Source organism: Erwinia sp. AK-PDG3-5, assembly GCF_056821705.1.
The window spans coordinates 2,416,215-2,435,352 of sequence record NZ_CM165967.1 but is presented as its reverse complement, the minus strand read 5'-3'; the positions used below and the strand labels follow the sequence as shown (position 1 = coordinate 2,435,352).

The following is a 19,138-nucleotide window of genomic DNA, read 5'->3' as shown; positions in this document are numbered from 1 at the left end:
GGAACCGATGCTCAGGCTACATCCTGCCCGTTTTGCTGTTTACCTGTTGCCGCTCGCCCTGGTGGCCTGCGGTGACGCTTCCGTTGCTGACGATCCCCGGACTCAGCCTCCTCTGATAAGAACGGCAACCGTGGTCAGTGCGGTCGATGCCTCACGCGCCTTCACCGGCGTTGTGGTTGCCCGTGTGCAAAGCGACCTCGGCTTTCGCGTTGAAGGGAAGATCCTCGAACGCCTGGTCGATACCGGCCAGAACGTTAAACGCGGCCAGCCATTGATGCGTCTGGATCCGGTTGACTTGCGCCTGCAGGCACAGGCTCAGCAACAGGCCGTCGCTGCCGCACGGGCGCGGGCAAAACAGGCGACTGATGATGAGGGGCGCTATCGTGGCCTGGTCAAAACCGGCGCAGTATCAGCCTCGGCCTACGATGGCATCAAAGCGGCGGCAGAGTCGGCCAAAGCTGAACTCAGCGCGGCTCAGGCACAGGCAAATGTGGCACAAAACGCCACCGGCTATGCGGTACTGCTGGCCGATGCTGACGGCGTGGTGATGGAAACGCTGGCGGAACCCGGCCAGGTCGTCAGCGCCGGGCAGCCGGTTGTCCGTCTGGCCAGAGCAGGGCAGCGGGAGGCGGTGGTGCAATTGCCCGAGACGTTACGACCAATTCCCGGCAGCGAGGCAAGGGCAACGCTGTACGGTTCTGGCCAGCAGGCCGTTGCTGCGAAACTGCGGCTGCTGTCCGATGCGGCCGATCCGGTCACCCGCACCTTCGAGGCGCGATATGTACTTGAGGGAGCACTGGCGGCCGCCCCGCTGGGATCCACGGTGACGCTGCATATCAACGACAATCCATTACCGAACCAGATGATGCAGGTCCCTTTAGCCGCACTCTACGATCCGGGGAAAGGGCCGGGTGTCTGGACGATTTCCGGGACGCCAGCCAAAGTGTCATGGCGACCGGTTTCGGTAGTGAGACTGGGTGACGATGCGGCAAGCGTCACCGGTTCGCTTCAGCCGGGTGAGCAGGTGGTTGCGCTGGGCGCTCATCTGTTGCATGAGGGTGAAGCCGTGCGCATTGCACAGAAGGACGCCAGCATTGCCGGGAGCCGGCCATGAGCAAAGGGCGATTCAATCTGTCAGCGCTGGCCGTTCGCGAGCGCTCGATCACGCTGTTTCTGATTATTTTGATTACCGTGGCCGGCATTCTGTCGTTCTTTGAACTGGGGCGCGCTGAGGATCCGCCTTTCACCGTCAAGCAGATGACGATTATTACGGCCTGGCCAGGTGCCACCGCACAGGAAATGCAGGACCAGGTGGCCGAGCCGCTTGAAAAGCGGCTGCAGGAACTGAAGTGGTACGACCGCAGTGAAACCTACACGCGTCCCGGTCTGGCTTTTACCCTACTGTCCCTCCAGGACAGCACGCCGCCTTCACAGGTGCAGGAAGAATTTTATCAGGCGCGTAAGAAGCTGGGTGATGAGGCCGGTAATCTGCCGCCAGGCGTAACCGGGCCGATGATCAACGATGAATTCTCCGACGTGACCTTTGCGCTTTTCGCCTTAAAGGCAAGAGGCGAACCGCAGCGGCTGCTGGCCCGTGATGCGGAATCGCTGCGCCAGCAGCTTCTGCATGTGCCGGGCGTGAAAAAGGTCAATATCATCGGCGAACAGGCCGAACGTATCTTTGTTTCCTTCTCCCATGACCGACTGGCCACGCTGGGCATTGCCCCTGAAGATATTTTCTCCGCCCTCAACAGTCAGAACCTGCTCACGCCTGCCGGGTCGATTGATACCCAGGGACCGCAGGTCTTTATCCGCCTCGATGGCGCATTCGACAAGCTGGACAAAATCCGTGAAACGCCGATCGTCGCCGGTGGCCGAACCCTGCAACTTTCTGACGTTGCTACGGTTGAACGCGGCTATCAGGATCCGGCGACCTTCCTGATCCGCAATCAGGGCGAACCGGCGCTGTTGCTGGGCATCGTGATGCGCGATGGCTGGAACGGCCTGGATCTGGGTAAGGCGCTGGATGCGCAGACGGCCAAAATCAACCAGGGCATGCCGCTGGGAATGAGCCTGACCAAGGTCACCGATCAGTCCGTCAACATCAGCTCCGCCGTTGATGAGTTTATGATCAAGTTCTTTGTCGCGCTGCTTGTGGTGATGGTGGTGTGTTTTGTCAGTATGGGATGGCGCGTGGGGGTAGTGGTGGCTGCCGCGGTGCCGCTGACTTTAGCCATCGTCTTTGTGGTGATGGAGGCGTCCGGAAAAAACTTCGACCGCATTACGCTGGGTTCGCTGATTCTGGCGCTGGGCCTGCTGGTCGATGATGCCATTATCGCCATCGAAATGATGGTGGTGAAAATGGAGGAGGGCTACGACCGCATCAAAGCGTCCGCCTATGCCTGGTCTCACACGGCCGCGCCAATGCTGGCGGGCACGCTGGTTACCGCCGTCGGTTTTATGCCCAACGGGTTTGCCCAGTCCACCGCCGGTGAATACACCAGCAATATGTTCTGGATCGTCGGGATTGCCCTGATCGCCTCCTGGGTGGTGGCGGTGGTATTTACGCCCTATCTGGGCGTTAAAATGCTGCCGGACATCAGCAAGGTGGAAGGGGGACATGCGGCCATTTATAACACCCGCCATTACAACCGCTTTCGGCGCTTACTGACCCGCGTCATTGCACACAAGTGGATGGTGGCCGGCAGCGTCATTGCGCTCTTCGCTGTCGCAATAGTCGGCATGGGCGCGGTGAAAAAACAATTTTTCCCAACCTCCGATCGCCCGGAAGTGCTGGTAGAGGTGCAGATGCCCTATGGCACCTCGATTGCGCAGACCAGCGCCACAACCGCGAAAATCGAAAGCTGGCTTAAAAAGCAGAAAGAGGCACAAATCACCACGTCTTACATCGGACAGGGGCCGCCGCGGTTTTATCTGGCCATGGCGCCAGAGCTACCGGATCCGTCATTTGCCAAGATTGTGGTGCTGACCGACAGTCAGGAAGCGCGTGAAACGCTTAAGTTTCGGCTTCGTGACGCCGTAGCAGCGGGTCTGGCCCCTGAGGCTCGCGTGCGGGTAACTCAGCTGGTGTTTGGTCCGTATTCTCCGTATCCGGTCGCCTATCGCGTGATGGGACCGGATCCCGACACGGTGCGCGCCATCGCCGTCAAGGTGGAAGCCGTGATGCAGGCCAGCCCGATGATGAGGACCGTCAATACTGACTGGGGCCCCCGCGTGCCGACCATGCATTTCACACTTAATCAGGATCGCCTGCAGGCGGTGGGGCTGACATCCAATGCGGTGGCGCAACAGCTTCAGTTCCTGCTGTCCGGCGTTCCGCTGACCTCCGTGCGTGAAGACATTCGTTCGGTGCAGGTTATGGCACGTGCGGCAGGCGATATCCGACTCGATCCGGCAAAAATTGCCGGTTTCACCCTGGTGGGTTCCGCCGGCCAGCGCATTCCGCTTTCTCAAATCGGGGCGGTTGACGTGCGGATGGAAGATCCGCTACTGCGCCGACGCGATCGCACCCCGACGATTACCGTGCGCGGCGATATTGCCGAGAGCCTGCAGCCGCCGGATGTCTCTACGGCAATCATGACCGCTTTGCAGCCGGTCATCGCCCAGCTTCCGGCCGGATACCGCATTGAACAGGCGGGATCGATCGAAGAATCCGGCAAAGCCACCAAAGCCATGGCGCCGCTGTTCCCGATTATGATCGCCATGACGCTGTTAATCATTATCCTGCAGGTTCGCTCGATGTCGGCGATGGTGATGGTTTTCCTCACCGCGCCACTGGGGTTGGTAGGGGTAGTGCCCACGCTGCTGCTCTTCCACCAGCCGTTTGGTATCAATGCGCTGGTCGGCCTCATCGCGCTGTCGGGGATTCTGATGCGTAATACGCTGATCCTGATAGGGCAGATCGATCACAACCAACGCGAAGGACTTGCGCCATTCGATGCGGTGGTGGAAGCGACGGTGCAGCGTGCCCGCCCGGTATTACTGACGGCAATGGCCGCGATTCTGGCCTTTATTCCCCTGACACACTCCGTATTCTGGGGAACCCTGGCTTATACCCTGATTGGCGGGACATTCGGCGGCACCATCATCACGCTGGTGTTCTTGCCGGCGATGTACGCAATCTGGTTCAACATTCGCCCCCAGCAATCAACGCCTGACGATAAAGAGGTAATTGCCCATGAACAGTCATAACAACACGCGCATCGTCGTGACCGGCTGCGGCCTGGTCAGCCCTCTGGGATGCGGCACCGAGAAAGTCTGGCAAAGGCTGCTGGAAGGGCGCTCGGGGATTACCCGCCTGTCGCCTGAAATCAGTGAAGGAACCGGCGTTACCGTCGCAGGCCAGGTTCCTTCTCTGTCAGAAGACCCTGAGGCAGGCTACGATCCGGATCGGTTTATCGCCGCCAAAGAACGCAAGAAAATGGACCGTTTCATCGAATTTGCCCTCGTTGCGGCCGAAGAAGCGCTGACGCAGGCCGGCTGGCATCCTGAGGATGACCATCAGCAGCAACGAACGGCCACCATTATCGCCTCCGGCGTGGGCGGGTTTGGTGCCATCGCCGATGCGGTGAGAACCTCCGATACCCGAGGTCCGCGCAGGCTTTCACCGTTTACGGCGCCCTCATTCCTTGCCAATATGGCGGCTGGCCATGTCTCGATCCGCTATGGTTGCCGCGGACCTCTCGGCGCACCGATCACCGCCTGTGCTGCAGGCGTCCAGGCGATTGGCGATGCGGCCCGGCTCATCCGATGTGGCGAAGCGGATATTGCCCTTTGCGGCGGCACCGAGGCAGCCATCGATCGCGTCACATTGGGCTGTTTTGCCGCTGCGCGGGCGCTCTCAACCGGCTTTGCAGATGCACCGGAACAGGCATCACGGCCCTTTGACCGCGATCGCGATGGATTTGTGATGGCAGAGGGCGCCGGACTTTTAGTGATCGAATCGCTTGAGCATGCGCTGGCGCGCGGCGCGACCCCGCTTGCCGAACTGGTCGGGTATGGTACCAGCGCCGATGCCTGGCATCTGACGGCTGGACCGGAAGACGGCAGCGGTGCCCGGCGGGCAATCGAACTGGCGTTAGGTCAGGCGGGGGTAAAAGCTGACGACATTCAGCATATCAATGCTCATGCCACCTCAACCCCGGTGGGTGACCGGGGCGAACTGGCGGCAATTAAGTCAGTATTTGGCGCAGAATCTGATGTGGCCATCAGCTCGACAAAGTCTGCGACTGGCCATTTGCTGGGCGCAGCAGGCGGGATTGAAGCCATCTTTACCCTGCTGGCACTGCGTGACCAGGTCATTCCACCGACGCTGAATTTGCATCATCCTGATGAGGCCGGACAGGGACTGAATTTTGTGGCTTTAAAAGCCCGTCCGACGGCTATCACGCATGCATTATCAAACGGCTTCGGTTTCGGCGGCGTCAATGCCAGCGTTCTCTTTCGCCGCTGGGAAGACGTCAGTTAATCACTCTGATCCACTGAACTAACCGAGAGTTATTGCGATCGTTTAGCGACGATCGCAATAACAACCTCGTCTTGCCGGGAGAGTTGTCTTTTTAAATCGTGGTCAAATTTTTAGCGCCAGGCTGCCAGTCCGGATCTCCCGATCGCCAGTTTAGGATATTAACCGACCCAGTTACGTTTAGCCGCCTCAATTTCCCCCTTATTCTGCTCAACCCACAGCAAAATCGCCTGCAGATGGGGCTCTAACGAACGCCCAAGGGCGGAGATTTCATAGATCACCGCCACCGGCGACTGGGTCAGCACCGTGCGGGTAATAAATCCATTCGCTTCCAGTCTCCTCAGCGTCTGCGTCAGCGCTTTTTGGGTGATGTCCGGCATCGCGCGTCGCAGCGCATTGAAGCGCACGGGTCCATGACAGAGTTCATTAAGGACCAGTAGCGTCCATTTACTGGTTAACTCTTCCAGAATCACCCGGCTTGATTCCAGCTGTTGAGGCGTTGATGAAGACATAAGGAAGGATACTCCAGGCTACCTGGTGGCATTCAGGTACCTAATTGCAATCAGGTATAAATAGTATACTAATAAGATCTCTGATAACAAGGAGAGCACTATGACGCTTAATCATCCGCACAATCGCCCCATTTTGGTCTTTGGCAGCACCGGTCAGCAAGGTGGGGCCGTGGCTTCTGCATTATTATCCCGTGGCCTGCCGGTCAGGGCATTCGTTCGCGATCTGACCAGCCCCGCATCCCTGAGTCTGGCGGCCGCTGGCGCGCAGATGGTGAAGGGCGACCTCAACGACGGTGAATCTATCCGCGAAGCAATGCGTGACGTCTATGGCGTATTCAGCATCCAGCCAAGTTCAGGGCAGGGTGAAGCCTACGGCGTGACGGATGAGCAGGAAATTCGTTACGGCAAACTGATAGCGGATATCGCCGTCGAGCAACGGGTTCAGCATCTGGTTTACACCTCGGTGAATGCCGCAGGTCAGGGCCCCACCGGGCTGGGACATTTTGACAGTAAGACCGAGATTGAGAACCATATACGGCAACGGGGTATCCGCTATACGATTATCCGTCCGGCGGCCTTTATGGAACTGTTGTTGCTGCCTGGCATGGGGCTGGATCAGGATAAATTCACCTTCTTTGCCCGCCCGGAGCAGGCTTTTCAGCTTATCGCCGTGCAGGACATCGGCAAAATTGTGGCTGAAATTTTTAGCAAGCCGCAACAGTTTGTGGGACGAACCCTCGAGATCGCCGGCGATCGTGTTACCGGGAATGATTTGCAGGCTTTACTTAGCCAGGCAGCTGGTAAACCTATCCACTATCAGCGTTTCTCCGAGAAGTTACTTAATGAGAATGATTTTCTCAAGCGGCTGGCTGCCGTGATAGACGACGGTCGCTGCGCCGGTCATGCGGATTTGCCGGCGCTGAACCAGGAGTTTGGTCATTTAACCCGACTGCAGGAATGGCTGGCAGGGCCAGGCAAAGAGGCGTTTGCCGCGGCGTTAGTCAATCAGAGTACCGATATCGCTTTGCGGTAATCCGAAACGGTTAACATTCCTTACCCGCTATCCGAACTGATTTAAACCATAAGCAACATTTCAAGCTGGGCAATTTTTATACCTCTTTATCGTCTTCAATTATCAGCCATCCTAATCTCAGTCGTGGATTAGGATGGTCTGCACAGACATGTTATTTACACATTTGAGTTAGTGGTTCTATTAATTTAACTTAGTGCAAACGCGAATAGTGAATTAACGGCGAGTAGTATTTTATTATTATTATTTTTGTTGTTAGGGAACTCTCTGATTGTTAAAGTGATATTCTTCTTTTCATTATTTACACAATCCTTACAATCAGAATAACGTTCAGCAGACTTATGAAACTTAATACAGGGAAGTGGGTGGCGTTAGCCATCGGACTAATGACGTTCAGCGCCTTAGCGGCACCCTTGTCACCGGGCGATCATGACTTCATTCAAAATGAACAAAGCCAGCGTCTGCAGCAGAATCAGGATCAGCGCGATGCGCTGTGGCATGCGGCCACGCCTGAAAGCCGACCCGTTCCGCAGCCCAATCAGAATGGACCGTGTTTCACCGTTCGTCACATTCTAATCAAAAATTCCACGCTGATATCAGAAAAGCAAAAACGCACGTTTATCCGCCCTTATATTAATCGTTGTCTGAACTTAACGGAAATTAATGCGCTGGTACACGCTATTTCAGACTGGTATATGCAACGTGGCTATATCACCAGTCGGGCATTTTTAACCGAGCAGGATCTCACGCAGGGCGAACTGGTTATTCCGGTGCTGGAAGGCAGGCTGGACAGCATTCGTCTGGATGGTGCACATGCGCGCATTTTACAAACGACCTTTCCGGGAATGGAAGGTGGAATTCTGAACCTGCGGGATATTGAGCAGGGAATGGAACAAATCAATCGCGTGCAAAACACGCCTGCGCAAATCGAAATCCTGCCCTCGCCAAAAGCGGGTTATTCCGTGGTTAACCTCACGACGGTATCGCAATTCCCTTTAAGCGCGTCGCTCAGTTTTGATAATAGCGGACAAAAATCCACCGGTGTTGGCCAGATAAACGGAGTGCTGACCGGGAATAACTTACTGGGCATTGCTGACAAGTGGTTCATCAGCGGTGGCCGAAGCAGCGCGTTCAGTCAATGGCGTGACGCCCAGAACCTGCAGGCCGGCGTCAGCGTGCCTTATGGCTATGGACTGCTGGATTACAGTTACAGCTGGAGCAGCTATCACAGCAGCTTCGAGAATAACGGATATACCTGGCTAAGCAACGGCGACAACATTGCGCACCGCTTAAATGGTTCCTGGGTGCTGTTTCGTAATGGTGATATCAAAACCGGCGTTCAGCTCGGCCTCAATCATTATTCCATCCACAACTATCTCAACAGCACGCTGTTGCATACCAGCAGCCGCAAGATTACCAGCCTGCAGGCTGGGATCGCTCACACCCAGAAAATCGCCGGCGGTGTGGCCACCCTCAACCCGATGTTCAGTCGCGGGATGCCATGGCTCAATGCTGAAAGCGATCGGGGAAAAAACGGCGACCTGCCTAAGGCTGAGTTTCGTAAATGGAGCCTGAGCGGCAGCTATCAACGTCCGCTGACGGCGCGGTTGTGGTGGCTGAGCAGTTTTTATGGCCAGTGGTCACCGGACAGACTTTACGGCAGTGAACGCCTGACCCTCGGTGGGGAAAGCTCGGTACGCGGATTCAAAGAGCAATACCTTAGCGGTGATGCGGGTGGCTACCTGCGCAACGAGCTGAATGTCAGCCTGATGACGTTGCCGGTGGTGGGAGAAATCAGCACCACTGTGGCCCTCGACGGTGGCTGGCTCAAAAGCGACAAATTCAACCGTGGCTCCACCGGGGCGCTGTGGGGAAGTGCCGTTGGCATCACCACCCGTAATCAGCACGTCTACACCCAATACACCCTCGGTGTTCCGCTCAGCCATCCTGACTCGCTGCATCCCGACAATATCAGCATTTATGCCCGCATCGGGCTGACTTTCTAAGAGGCTATGATTATGGACGATCGTCAACCAGTTTCCCTTTTTCGTCGCGCGCTTAGCTACCTGATTTGCGGTCTGATTGCCACGCAACCTTTGCTGCCGGCTTTTGCTGACCAGATCACCCCGGTGACGCCCGGCACCAAAATGGATGCGGCCGGCAACGGCGTGCCTGTGGTAAATATCGCCACACCCAACCAGGCCGGGGTTTCACATAACCAGTATCAGCAGTACAACGTCGGTAAAGAGGGGCTGATCCTCAATAACGCCACCGGACAGCTAACTCAGACGCAACTTGGCGGGCTGATCCAAAATAACCCCAACCTGAAAGCCGGTCTGGAAGCGCAGTCGATCATTAACGAAGTGGTGGGTGCCAACCGCTCACAGCTGCAGGGCTACACCGAAGTGGCGGGCAAAGCGGCCAATGTCATTGTGGCCAACCCCTACGGCATCACCTGTAATGGCTGCGGTTTTATCAACACGCCAAACGCCACGCTGACGACCGGTAAACCACAGCTGGATGCAAACGGCAATCTGGCAGCGCTTGAAGTCACAAAAGGTTCGGTGATTGTTGAAGGACAGGGGCTTGATGGCAGCAGCGCCGATGCGGTGTCGATCGTCGCGCGCGCCACGGAGATCAATGCCGGGATCTACGCGAAAGATTTGACGGTGACGGTCGGTGCAAACCGCGTTGGGAAAGATGGATCGCTCACACCCATTGCTGGCGAAGGCGCGGCACCTTCTGTCGCAGTGGATACCCGCGCGCTGGGTGGCATGTATGCCAACCGTATTCATCTGGTGTCGAGCGAAAAAGGGGTTGGCGTTAACCTCGGTAATCTCAATGCGCGGCAGGGCGATATGGTGCTGGATGCCCAGGGGAAACTGACGCTAAACAACAGTCTGAGCAGCGGTTCGCTGACGGCAAATGCCAGCTCGGTGACCCTCAGCGGTGATAACAAGGCCAGCGGGCAGGTGACGGTTAATGCCGTGCAGGATATTGCTCTGGAAAAGGGCACGCTGGTTAGCGATGCCGGCATCCAACTGCGGGCGCAAAACCGGTTCGACAACAGTGGCCAGATAACGGCCAGCAAAAATTTGTCGGCTACTGCGCAGCAATTGAATAACAAAGGCATGTTGGCTGGCGCAACGACTACTGTTGTGGCGACAGACCTGCAGAACAGTAAAGGCGCGGCGATTTCTGCGGTGAACAGCCTTGCTATCAACAGCAACAGCCTGGTGAATCTTGGCGTGTTTTCAGCGCCAGTTCTGTCACTCAGCAGCGCGAAAATTGATAACAGCGGCCTCATTCAAGGCTCACAATCGCTTGGTTTAACGGGTAATCGCTTAACAAACCTCGCGGGTGGCACGCTCAGCTCCGATAACAGCTTTGCATTGAACCTTCCTGAACTGAATAACAGCGGGCTGATCACCAGCGGTGCCACGCTGTCGCTGTCCGGCAGCAATCTGACCAATCAGGGTGAAATTAATGCGGCTGATATTACTGCACACAACGCGATTTTGAATAATCAGCAGGGCGGCCTGCTTCTTGCGGATAACACCCTGTCTTTACAGAACAACTCGCTTGCTAACGCAGGCCAGATAGCCGCTGAAAAATTGGATAACGACACCGCCCAGGTCGCCAACACGGGAACGCTGCAGGGTACCGGGTCTCTGCAAACTCAGGGCAAACAGCTGACGAACAGCGGGACGTTGCTCAGCGAAGGCCAAATGACGGTCGCTGCGGATAAGCTTGATAACCAGGGCTTGCTGCAGGGACAACAGCTCACACTCACATCCAGTTCCACCGATAACAGCGGCCGGCTGATGGCGCAGGTGCTGACCCTACAGGGCGATTTGATCAACAGCGGCTTGATGCAGGGTACAAAAACCCTGGCATTGCGGGGCGGAGACGTTAGCAACAAGCGCGGTGGACACCTGCTGAGCGGCGGGACGCTGAATGTTCAGGGCAACGCCTTAGATAATCAGGGTTCTGTAGAGGCAGATCAACTGAACATGACGGCACAGCAGGTCAATAACACGGGCCTGCTGCAGGCTGACAATGCGCTGGTGCTCAATAGCCGGGAAGTTACGAATAGTGCTGAAGGCGTGCTGCTAAGCGGCGGTGACTTAACGCTGACGGGGTCAACCTTCAACAATGCCGGTGTCTGGCAGGGACAGGGGCTTACTTATCAACTCGATTCACTGCTTAATACCGGTACCGTAAACGGTAAAGCTGCCTTAACGGGGACATCATCAATATTACTTGATAACCGCGGCAGTTTGCTAACGGGCGGTGAAGCAAAGATCACCGCAGTCCGTTTGCTGAATAGCGGCAAAATCATGGCGGCGAGTCTGCAGCTACGGGGTGGCTCTCTGGGTAACAGTGGACTGTGGCAAGGAACCTCTTCTCTTGATGCACAAGCCACCAACGATCTGACGCAGACCTCAACGGGTAAAGCGTTAAGTGCTGGTGATCTCCTCCTTAATGCCAGCAATCTCAGTACGGCCGGAATATTGCAGGGTGCCAACGCACATATTACCGCCAACAGCTGGTGGCACCAGGGTTCATTACTGGGCACGGAGGGGATGTCGGCCGCAATCGATGAAGAATTGCGCAACGACGGTGAATTGCTTTCAGAAGGAACCGCACAGTTTTCAGCGCAAAATCTGCTGAATAACGGTTCGCTGCTGGCTGAGAAAACCATGACGCTTAATGGCGGCGCACTGAACAACACGGGTACCGTGCAGGGCGAAACGCTGGATATTACGCCAGCCAGCGTAACCAATCAGGGCAGTCTGATTGGCCTTCAGTCGCTTACCTTAGGATCGCTGCAACAGCACAGTGCGCTGAGAATGCGCATTGCGCAGGCAACACCGTCGCGCGTCCTTGTTAATAGCGCCGGCGGTAAGCTGCTGACTCAGGGCACGCTGACCCTAACCGGTGACACTGTAACCAATAACGGCACGTGGCAGGGACAGCAAATTCTGCTGGATGCCAATAGCCTGACGAATGGCGGTGCCATCCAGAGCGAGGACGGCCTGCGAATCACACTGCGCGATAACCTCACATCTACTGCCGGCAGCAAGATTTCGGCCAACGGCAGCACCGTATTCAATGCCCTTAATTTCACGAACCAGGGTCAGTGGATCGCTAAAAAGCTGACGCTGCAGGGTGGGACGTTAAACAATAATGGCGACATCAGTGGTGTGGATGCACTCAGCGTTCAACTTAGCGGGGCACTGACGCAGCAGCAGAATAAAACGCTGTTGAGCGCTGGCAAGTTGGATCTGCATTCAGCGTCGTTAAGTAACGCCGGGCAGATTCAGGGACAAACCCTTGAAGTCATCACCGGGGAAGTCAATAACAGCGGGCGTATTCAGGGGGATAATAGCCTTGCAATCACTGCCAGCGGTCGGCTGACCAATAACGCCAGCGGCACATTGCTCAGTAAGAGTGGACTGACGCTGATCACGCCGGAACTTTACAACTACGGGCTGATTCAGGGTGGCACCGCCCGTATTACGGCAAATAACACAGCAAATAATAGCGGCAAAGTACTTTCAGCGGGTGAGCTGACCTTTAAAACCCCCCAGCTCACCAACAGTGGCTGGCTTCAGGCGGCGCAACTGACTCTTAACGCCGCCAATGCCAGCAACAGCGGCACATTGCTTGCCGATCAACAGGGAACGCTCACCGGCTCGCAACTGCAGAATCAGGGCATGGCGCAGGGCGGCAATCTGGCGGTCAATTTCGCGCAGCTCAATAACAGCGGAACGGTGTTAGGCGCTGACCAGCTCACCGTCAATGCCACCCAGGTCACCCATCAGGCTTCGGGCAGACTGTTCAGTGGCGGCAGTCTGCTGCTGAAAAGTACCGGATTTGATCAGCTCGGTCAGGTCGTGGCGTTGGGCGACGCTACCTTGCAGTTAATCAATGGTTTTACCGGCAGAAATACGCTGGCGGCAGGCAACCGCCTCAGCATTAGCAGCAATGGTGCTATCGAGAACCAGAGCCAGATGCAGGGTCAGGCAGTGACGCTGAGTGCCGGGGGCGATCTCACCAATAACGGACAGATCACCACCGGAACCGGCGACAGCAGCCTCAGCGGCAACCGCATCAACCTGAACGGCGCAGGGTCATTACAGGGCGGCGGCAATCTGGCGCTGACCAGTCGCAGCGATGTCATGGTGAATGGCTTTACCGGCACGCTTGGCAATCTGACCATCAACTCGCCAGGCAGCATCATTAACACCGCGCTGCTGTATGCCGGCCAAAATCTCTATCTGTACGGCAACAGTACCCAAAATCAACGCGGCGACATGCTGGCAGGTAACAGTCTCTGGCTGCAGCGAGATGCGGCGGGGAATGCCAACGGGGAGGTAATTAATACGTCCGGGACGATTGAGTCGCAGAAGGGTGATATCACCATTAAAACCGGGCATCTGCTTAATACGCGGGATGGGCTCACGACGAGTTCCACCACCATTGAGGGGCCCGGTATTCCAGCTGGAGCTGAAAGCGGGTCTTTTGAGCTGGAGTTGGCTGACTTTTCTGTTGAAAATAAAGAGTTAGGTTACTATTTCAAAGAATCTAAAGGTGGTAGCAGTGGACACGGCGCGAGCGGAACCGTACGGGCCTATCTTGCACCAACTGAAAAAACACGCGTAAAGCGCTATCTCGTGAGCGAAACCAGCGTAACTGCTTTTGCTGACGGAGGAGCTGGTCGGATCGCGGCAAGCCGGGACCTTTCAGTGAGTGCTTCTACGCTGAACAATCAGGCAAGTTATCTGCTTGCCGGGAAAAATGCGAATCTGTCAGGAGGACAGTTGAATAATGCATCCTGGCAGAACGGGACAACCAGCCAATATTTAACGTACACCTCATTAGCAGACTTAAGGCCTGTTATGCAGGTCATTGTTAAGAAAAAACCTGGTGAGGATAACATTGGCGCAAGCAACGTAGAGTTTTACGATCCGGATCGGTTCGCCATAAACAAGGGTAACACCAGCGATGAAACCGTCACGTACATTCTGTCTGGCACTCCTGAATATGAGACGACTTACACAGGGGACGGATTACGGGCCGTTATCCAGGCGGGAGGCAACGTCAACGCCAGCTTCAGCGGTGACATCAGCAATACCTCAACCACGGCGAATGCAGGATGGAGCGGGAATACGCTGGCCGCACCTGCCCTCAGCGGTCTGTCGGGCATAAACAAGGCGACATCATTACAACGCCAGCAGTTGACGGGCAGTGAGAATGTGGCGATCAACTCGCCAGAATGGCGCGATCAACTGCAAAATGCGCTGCAGCAGGTTAACGGCAGCGCAACGCTGGTGGATCGGTCAGAAGCGACAAAAAACCTCACTGACGTTGAAAAGGGACATAATGCCGCCAGTGGCACCAGTGTGCTGCCCGCATCGCTTCACCATTATGCCGCTGCGAACGTCGACACCAGCGCCTATCCGCTACCCTCCAGTGAAAATGGCTACTTCGTTACAGGAGACAGCAAAAGTCCGTACCTGATCACCCTCAACCCAAAACTCAATGGATTAGGGCAACTCGATAGCAGTATGTTTGGCGATCTCAATGCGCTGTTGGGGAAACAGCCGGCTAGTGCGTTGCAGGAAACGCGTCAGCAATATACCGATGTAAACACCTTCCTCGGTTCGGCCTATCTGCTTGATCGCCTCAACCTGAAACCTGAAAGCGATTACCGCTTCCTCGGCGATGCGGCGTTTGATACGCGTTACGTCAGCAATACCGTGCTTAATCAGACCGGTAGCCGCTATCTCAACGGCATTGGATCCGATCTCGATCAGATGCGTTATTTGATGGACAACGCCGCGGCAGAAGATCAGTCGCTGGGGCTGCAGTTTGGCGTATCGCTGACGGCGGATCAAATTGCCTCACTTGATAAAAGTATCATCTGGTGGGAAGCGACGACGGTAAATGGCGAAACGGTGATGGTGCCAAAGGTTTACCTGTCGTCCAAAGACGCAGCGATGAATGACGGCAGCGTTATTGCAGGTAATAACGTCACGCTGTCAGGTGGCAATATCACCAACAGTGGCAGCAGCATTACTGCGCAGAACGCCGTAGCGATAGACAGTCAGAATAACATCGACAATCTCAACGCCGGTCTGATTAAAGCGGGCAGTGACCTTCAGCTAGGCGCGTTAAACGATATCAACAACCTCAGCTCAACCATCAGTGGTAAAAAAGTTGCTCTGGAGAGCATTAACGGTGACATCAATAACATCACCGCCAGCTCAATGTGGACGATAGGCGGCAATGGACCGGTGCAGGCAAGCAAGACGCTGATTGGCCAGAAGGCGGCGATTACGTCACAAGATGCGCTCAGTCTGAAGTCCGGCAACGATATAAATATCACCGGTGCCTCACTCAATGCTGATGGCGATCTGCTGCTCAATGCCGGGCACGACCTCAGTCTCAACAGCATCGCGACCAACGAAAGCCGCAAAATAGGCAACAAAGAAACGCATAGCTCAGGTGCCGAGCGCACAACGCTTTCCAGCGGCGGCGATCTGACGTTAAGAGCCGGGCAGGATATAACCAGTCAGGCGGCAGCGCTGGCAGCAGAGGGTGATATTGGTCTGCAGGCGGGACGTGATATCAACCTTGAAGCGGAAGCGACAACATCCGGTAACAGCGAGCGTGGCGGCAAGAAAACGGTGATCAATGAAACCGTGCGTCAGCAGGGTACTGAGATTGCCAGCGGCGGCAATACTTCATTAATAGCAGGCCATGACATCAACAGTCAGGCGAGTGATATAACGGCTCAACAGGACATTACATTGCACGCCGGTAATAACGTAGATCTGGGTACTGCAACAGAGAGCGATTATTACTACAAAGAAGAAACCAAAACCAAAAAAGGTCTGCTCAGCAAGAAGACGACGCATACCATTCAGGAAGACAGTGCAACCAATGAAAAAGGCACGCTGCTGAGCGGGAATAATGTCTCCGTTTCTGCTGGAAATGACCTGTTGGTTAAGGGTTCTCAGGTGGTTGGTGACGGAAAAGTTGCCCTGAACGCAGGTAATAACGTTGAGATCGCAGCCGCAACCAACATGGATTCGGCCTGGCGTTTCTCGGAAACCAAAAAAAGCGGTTTGATGGGTACCGGTGGGCTTGGGATTAGCATCGGTAGCAGTAAATCTCTTCACGAGATGAAGCAGAAAGGGACTACGCAAAGTCAAAGCATTAGCACGGTGGGTAGCACCGCCGGGGATGTTTCAATTACGGCTGGTAAGCAACTTCAGGTCAACGGTGCCGATCTTATTGCTGGTGGTAACATGGCACTCCAGGGCGATAGCGTGGTAATCACTCCGGGCCATGACGTGCGGACGCGTGATGAACGGTTTGAACAACGCACGAGTGGCCTGACTCTTGCGCTCTCCGGTGCAGTGGCTGAAGCAGTCAATAGTGCTATTGCCGCAGCGCAGTCTGCAAAGCAGGAGAGTGACGGACGACTTGCCGCATTACAGGCGACAAAAGCGGTACTCTCCGGTGTACAAGCTAATCAGGGAAGTCAGCTCGCACAGGCAAATGGCGATCCCAACAACGGCATTGGCATCAGTCTGTCACTGACTACTCAACAATCTAAATCACAACAACACCAACAATCAGACACGGTTAGCGGCTCAACGATCAATGCCGGAAAAAATCTCAGTATTGATGCGACCGGTAAAGGAAACGGTGTTAATAGCGGTGACCTGCTTATTGCCGGCAGTCAGCTGAAAGTCGCTGGCGATACCTCCTTACATGCAGCAAACGACATCACACTGGCTGCGGCGGCTAATACGCAACAGACCACCGGCAAGAACAGCAGCAGCGGTGGCGGAGTTGGGATCAGCTTTGGCGTAGGGTCGGGCAGTGCAGGGCTTAGTATCTTTGCCAGCGTCAATGGCGCTAAAGGTCATGAAAAAGGCAACGGTACTGTCTGGAGTGAGACCACTCTGGATAGCGGTGGGAATGTATCCATTACTAGCGGCCGTGATACCACGTTCAGCGGTGCGCAGGTGAATGGCAACAACGTCAAAGCTGATATTGGACGTGACCTGACGATGACCAGCCTTCAGGACAGCGACAATTACGATTCGAAGCAAACCAGTTTTGGGGCAGGGGGCAGTTTCACCTTTGGTTCCATGACGGGCTCTGGTTACGTCAACGTCAGTCAGGACAAGATGCACAGCAATTATGACAGTGTGACTGACCAGAGCGGGATTTATGCGGGTAAAGGCGGTTTCGACATCACGGTCGGTAATCACACGCAATTGAACGGCGCCGTAATTGCCAGCCAGGCGGACGCTGATAAAAATCGTCTTGATACCGGTACCCTGGGCTTTACCGATATTCATAATGAAGCAGATTATAAAACCGAACATGCGGGAATGGGTGTAAGTTCTGGCGCGAGCATGGGGGGGCAGTTTGCGGGCAATATGGCAAATACACTGCTGGCAGGCGCAGGGGGTTCCGGGCATGCAGAAGGAACCACCCAGTCTGCTGTGGCACAGGGAACAATCATTGTTCGTGATAAAGCCAATCAACAGCAGAATGTGGATGACTTGAGCCGTGATACCGAGCATGCTAACGACAGTATCAGTCCGATCTTTAACAAAGAGAAAGAACAAAAACGTCTGCAGACAGCGCAGCTGATAGGTGAGATCGGCGTGCAGGTTGGGGATATTGCGCGGACTGAGGGACAAATCGCCGGAGAGAAAGCGAAGAAAGATCCCGCAGCGCTTCAGGCGGCCAGAGAACAACTAGCCGGTCAGGGCAAGCTGAATCCGACCACCGAAGAGGTGGCGCAGCAGGCCTACAACACGGCGATGGCCCCTTACGGCACGGGAAGTGCCCTGCAACGTGGAATGCAGGCGGCGACGGCGGTGATACAGGGGCTGGCTGGGGGAGATCTGGCGAAGGCCGCAGCGGGCGGCGCTGCTCCTTACATCGCGAATATTATCGGCAACAGCGGGCTGGATGACGCCGGTAAAGTGATGGCACACGCAGCGGTGAATGCCGCGCTGGCCGCCGCACAGGGCAACAGTGCGCTGGCAGGTGCCGCAGGCGCGGTCACGGCAGAAATGGCCGGAATGATCGCGCTGGAGGTCTACGGCAAAAGCGCCGGTCAGCTGACTGAAACCGAGAAGCAGACGGTAAGTGCGCTGGCAACGCTGGCGGCGGGCCTGGCTGGCGGGCTGGCCGGGGACAGTACCGCCGATGCGGTGGCAGGCGCACAGGCCGGTCAGACGACCGTTACCAACAACTTATTTGGCGGTAACGAAGAGAGCCAGACGAAGTACGTTCAGGAACACGGTAAAGATGTGCTGTCCTGCGCAGACGATCCTTCATCAGCCAGCTGCCAGCGTGGCGAGGCAGTGAATAAAGCGATAGCCGCAGCTTTGGGAGCCGGTGCCGCAGGTGGTGCGGTTGCAGCAGCAACGCCGGAGCTGATTGCAGCGGCACAGGCCGCAGCCAGTGCCTGTGCCGGAAATCCGGTGCTCTGCGCCAATGAAGTCAGCATCTGGGTGGCAGAAGTGGCCGCCGGAGATGCGCTACCAGCGGGTCTGACGGTGGCGACTGTCAGTAAGATGTCTGCGAAAGAACTGTCAGAGCTGAAAATGCTGATGGTCGTTGAGAAGCAGACTGGAAGCAAGGTCACGAAAGAATCCATAGAAAGCATTGTCAGCAGCAAGACATCCAGCGGTGCAGAAAACATTGCCACCTATCCGAAGCTGAAGGATGATCTGTTACAGCAGAACCTGAACAATATTGCGAAGCAGGATCCAAGACTGGAGATCGCAATTAAAGGTGATGGATCAGGGAAAAAAGACTTTTCAATGGGAGAAGGATCGCGTGCTGAAGCTGACAGATTAGGCCAAATTTGGCTTGGTGATGGAGCAAAGCAAACTAGTGGCGGCGGTTGGATTAGTGCAGATGGTACTCGTGGATATAGATCTCCTTCATTGAAGGATTCTCATTTTGCCACAACGGGAACACAAGCAAACTTTGAAACCTACGAAATCAACTCAACAGGTAAGCCAGTTAAAACTGGTAATGGCCATCTGAATATTTTGGATTAGA

7 protein-coding genes are annotated in these 19,138 nt (G+C 55.5%); 6 read left to right on the top strand and 1 reads right to left on the bottom strand.

What is annotated here, in order from left to right:
* Positions 1 to 7 precede the first annotated feature (7 nt).
* The 3 genes from AC1UKS_RS11160 to fabF are packed head-to-tail and all read left to right on the top strand — an operon-like array spanning position 8 to position 5,488.
* Positions 8 to 1,114 carry an efflux RND transporter periplasmic adaptor subunit gene (locus tag AC1UKS_RS11160; RefSeq protein WP_482433561.1) on the top strand — a complete coding sequence of 369 codons (1,107 nt, stop codon included), beginning with the start codon at positions 8 to 10 and terminating at the stop codon, positions 1,112 to 1,114.
* On the top strand, positions 1,111 to 4,212 hold the full coding sequence (locus AC1UKS_RS11155; RefSeq protein ID WP_482433559.1) for an efflux RND transporter permease subunit: 3,102 nt from the start codon (positions 1,111 to 1,113) through the stop codon (positions 4,210 to 4,212). The genes AC1UKS_RS11160 and AC1UKS_RS11155 overlap by 4 nt, the downstream gene beginning before the upstream one ends.
* Complete coding sequence (gene fabF, locus AC1UKS_RS11150) at positions 4,199 to 5,488, top strand: beta-ketoacyl-ACP synthase II (protein ID WP_482433557.1); 1,290 nt, start codon at positions 4,199 to 4,201, stop codon at positions 5,486 to 5,488. Before AC1UKS_RS11155 ends, fabF begins: the two co-directional genes overlap by 14 nt.
* 158 nt (positions 5,489 to 5,646) lie before the next feature.
* Here the strand turns inward: fabF and AC1UKS_RS11145 are convergent, their stop codons facing one another.
* Positions 5,647 to 5,997 carry a winged helix-turn-helix transcriptional regulator gene (locus AC1UKS_RS11145; RefSeq protein WP_013202203.1) on the bottom strand — a complete coding sequence of 117 codons (351 nt, stop codon included), beginning with the start codon at positions 5,995 to 5,997 and terminating at the stop codon, positions 5,647 to 5,649.
* A gap of 100 nt (positions 5,998 to 6,097) precedes the next feature.
* On the opposite strand from AC1UKS_RS11145, the gene AC1UKS_RS11140 reads away from it, so the two are divergent.
* The 3 genes from AC1UKS_RS11140 to AC1UKS_RS11130 all read left to right on the top strand — a co-directional run bounded on the left by AC1UKS_RS11140 (position 6,098) and on the right by AC1UKS_RS11130 (position 19,137).
* Positions 6,098 to 7,030, top strand: coding sequence for an NmrA/HSCARG family protein (locus AC1UKS_RS11140; protein ID WP_265910501.1), 933 nt, complete (start codon positions 6,098 to 6,100; stop codon positions 7,028 to 7,030).
* Positions 7,031 to 7,368: 338 nt separating this feature from the next.
* Positions 7,369 to 9,033: a ShlB/FhaC/HecB family hemolysin secretion/activation protein gene (locus AC1UKS_RS11135; protein ID WP_482433555.1), complete on the top strand. Its 1,665-nt coding sequence runs from the start codon at positions 7,369 to 7,371 to the stop codon at positions 9,031 to 9,033.
* 12 nt (positions 9,034 to 9,045) lie between these two features.
* Entirely contained in the window at positions 9,046 to 19,137 is a 10,092-nt protein-coding gene (locus tag AC1UKS_RS11130; RefSeq protein WP_482433553.1) for a hemagglutinin repeat-containing protein, read from the top strand.
* Position 19,138: the final 1 nt, after the last annotated feature.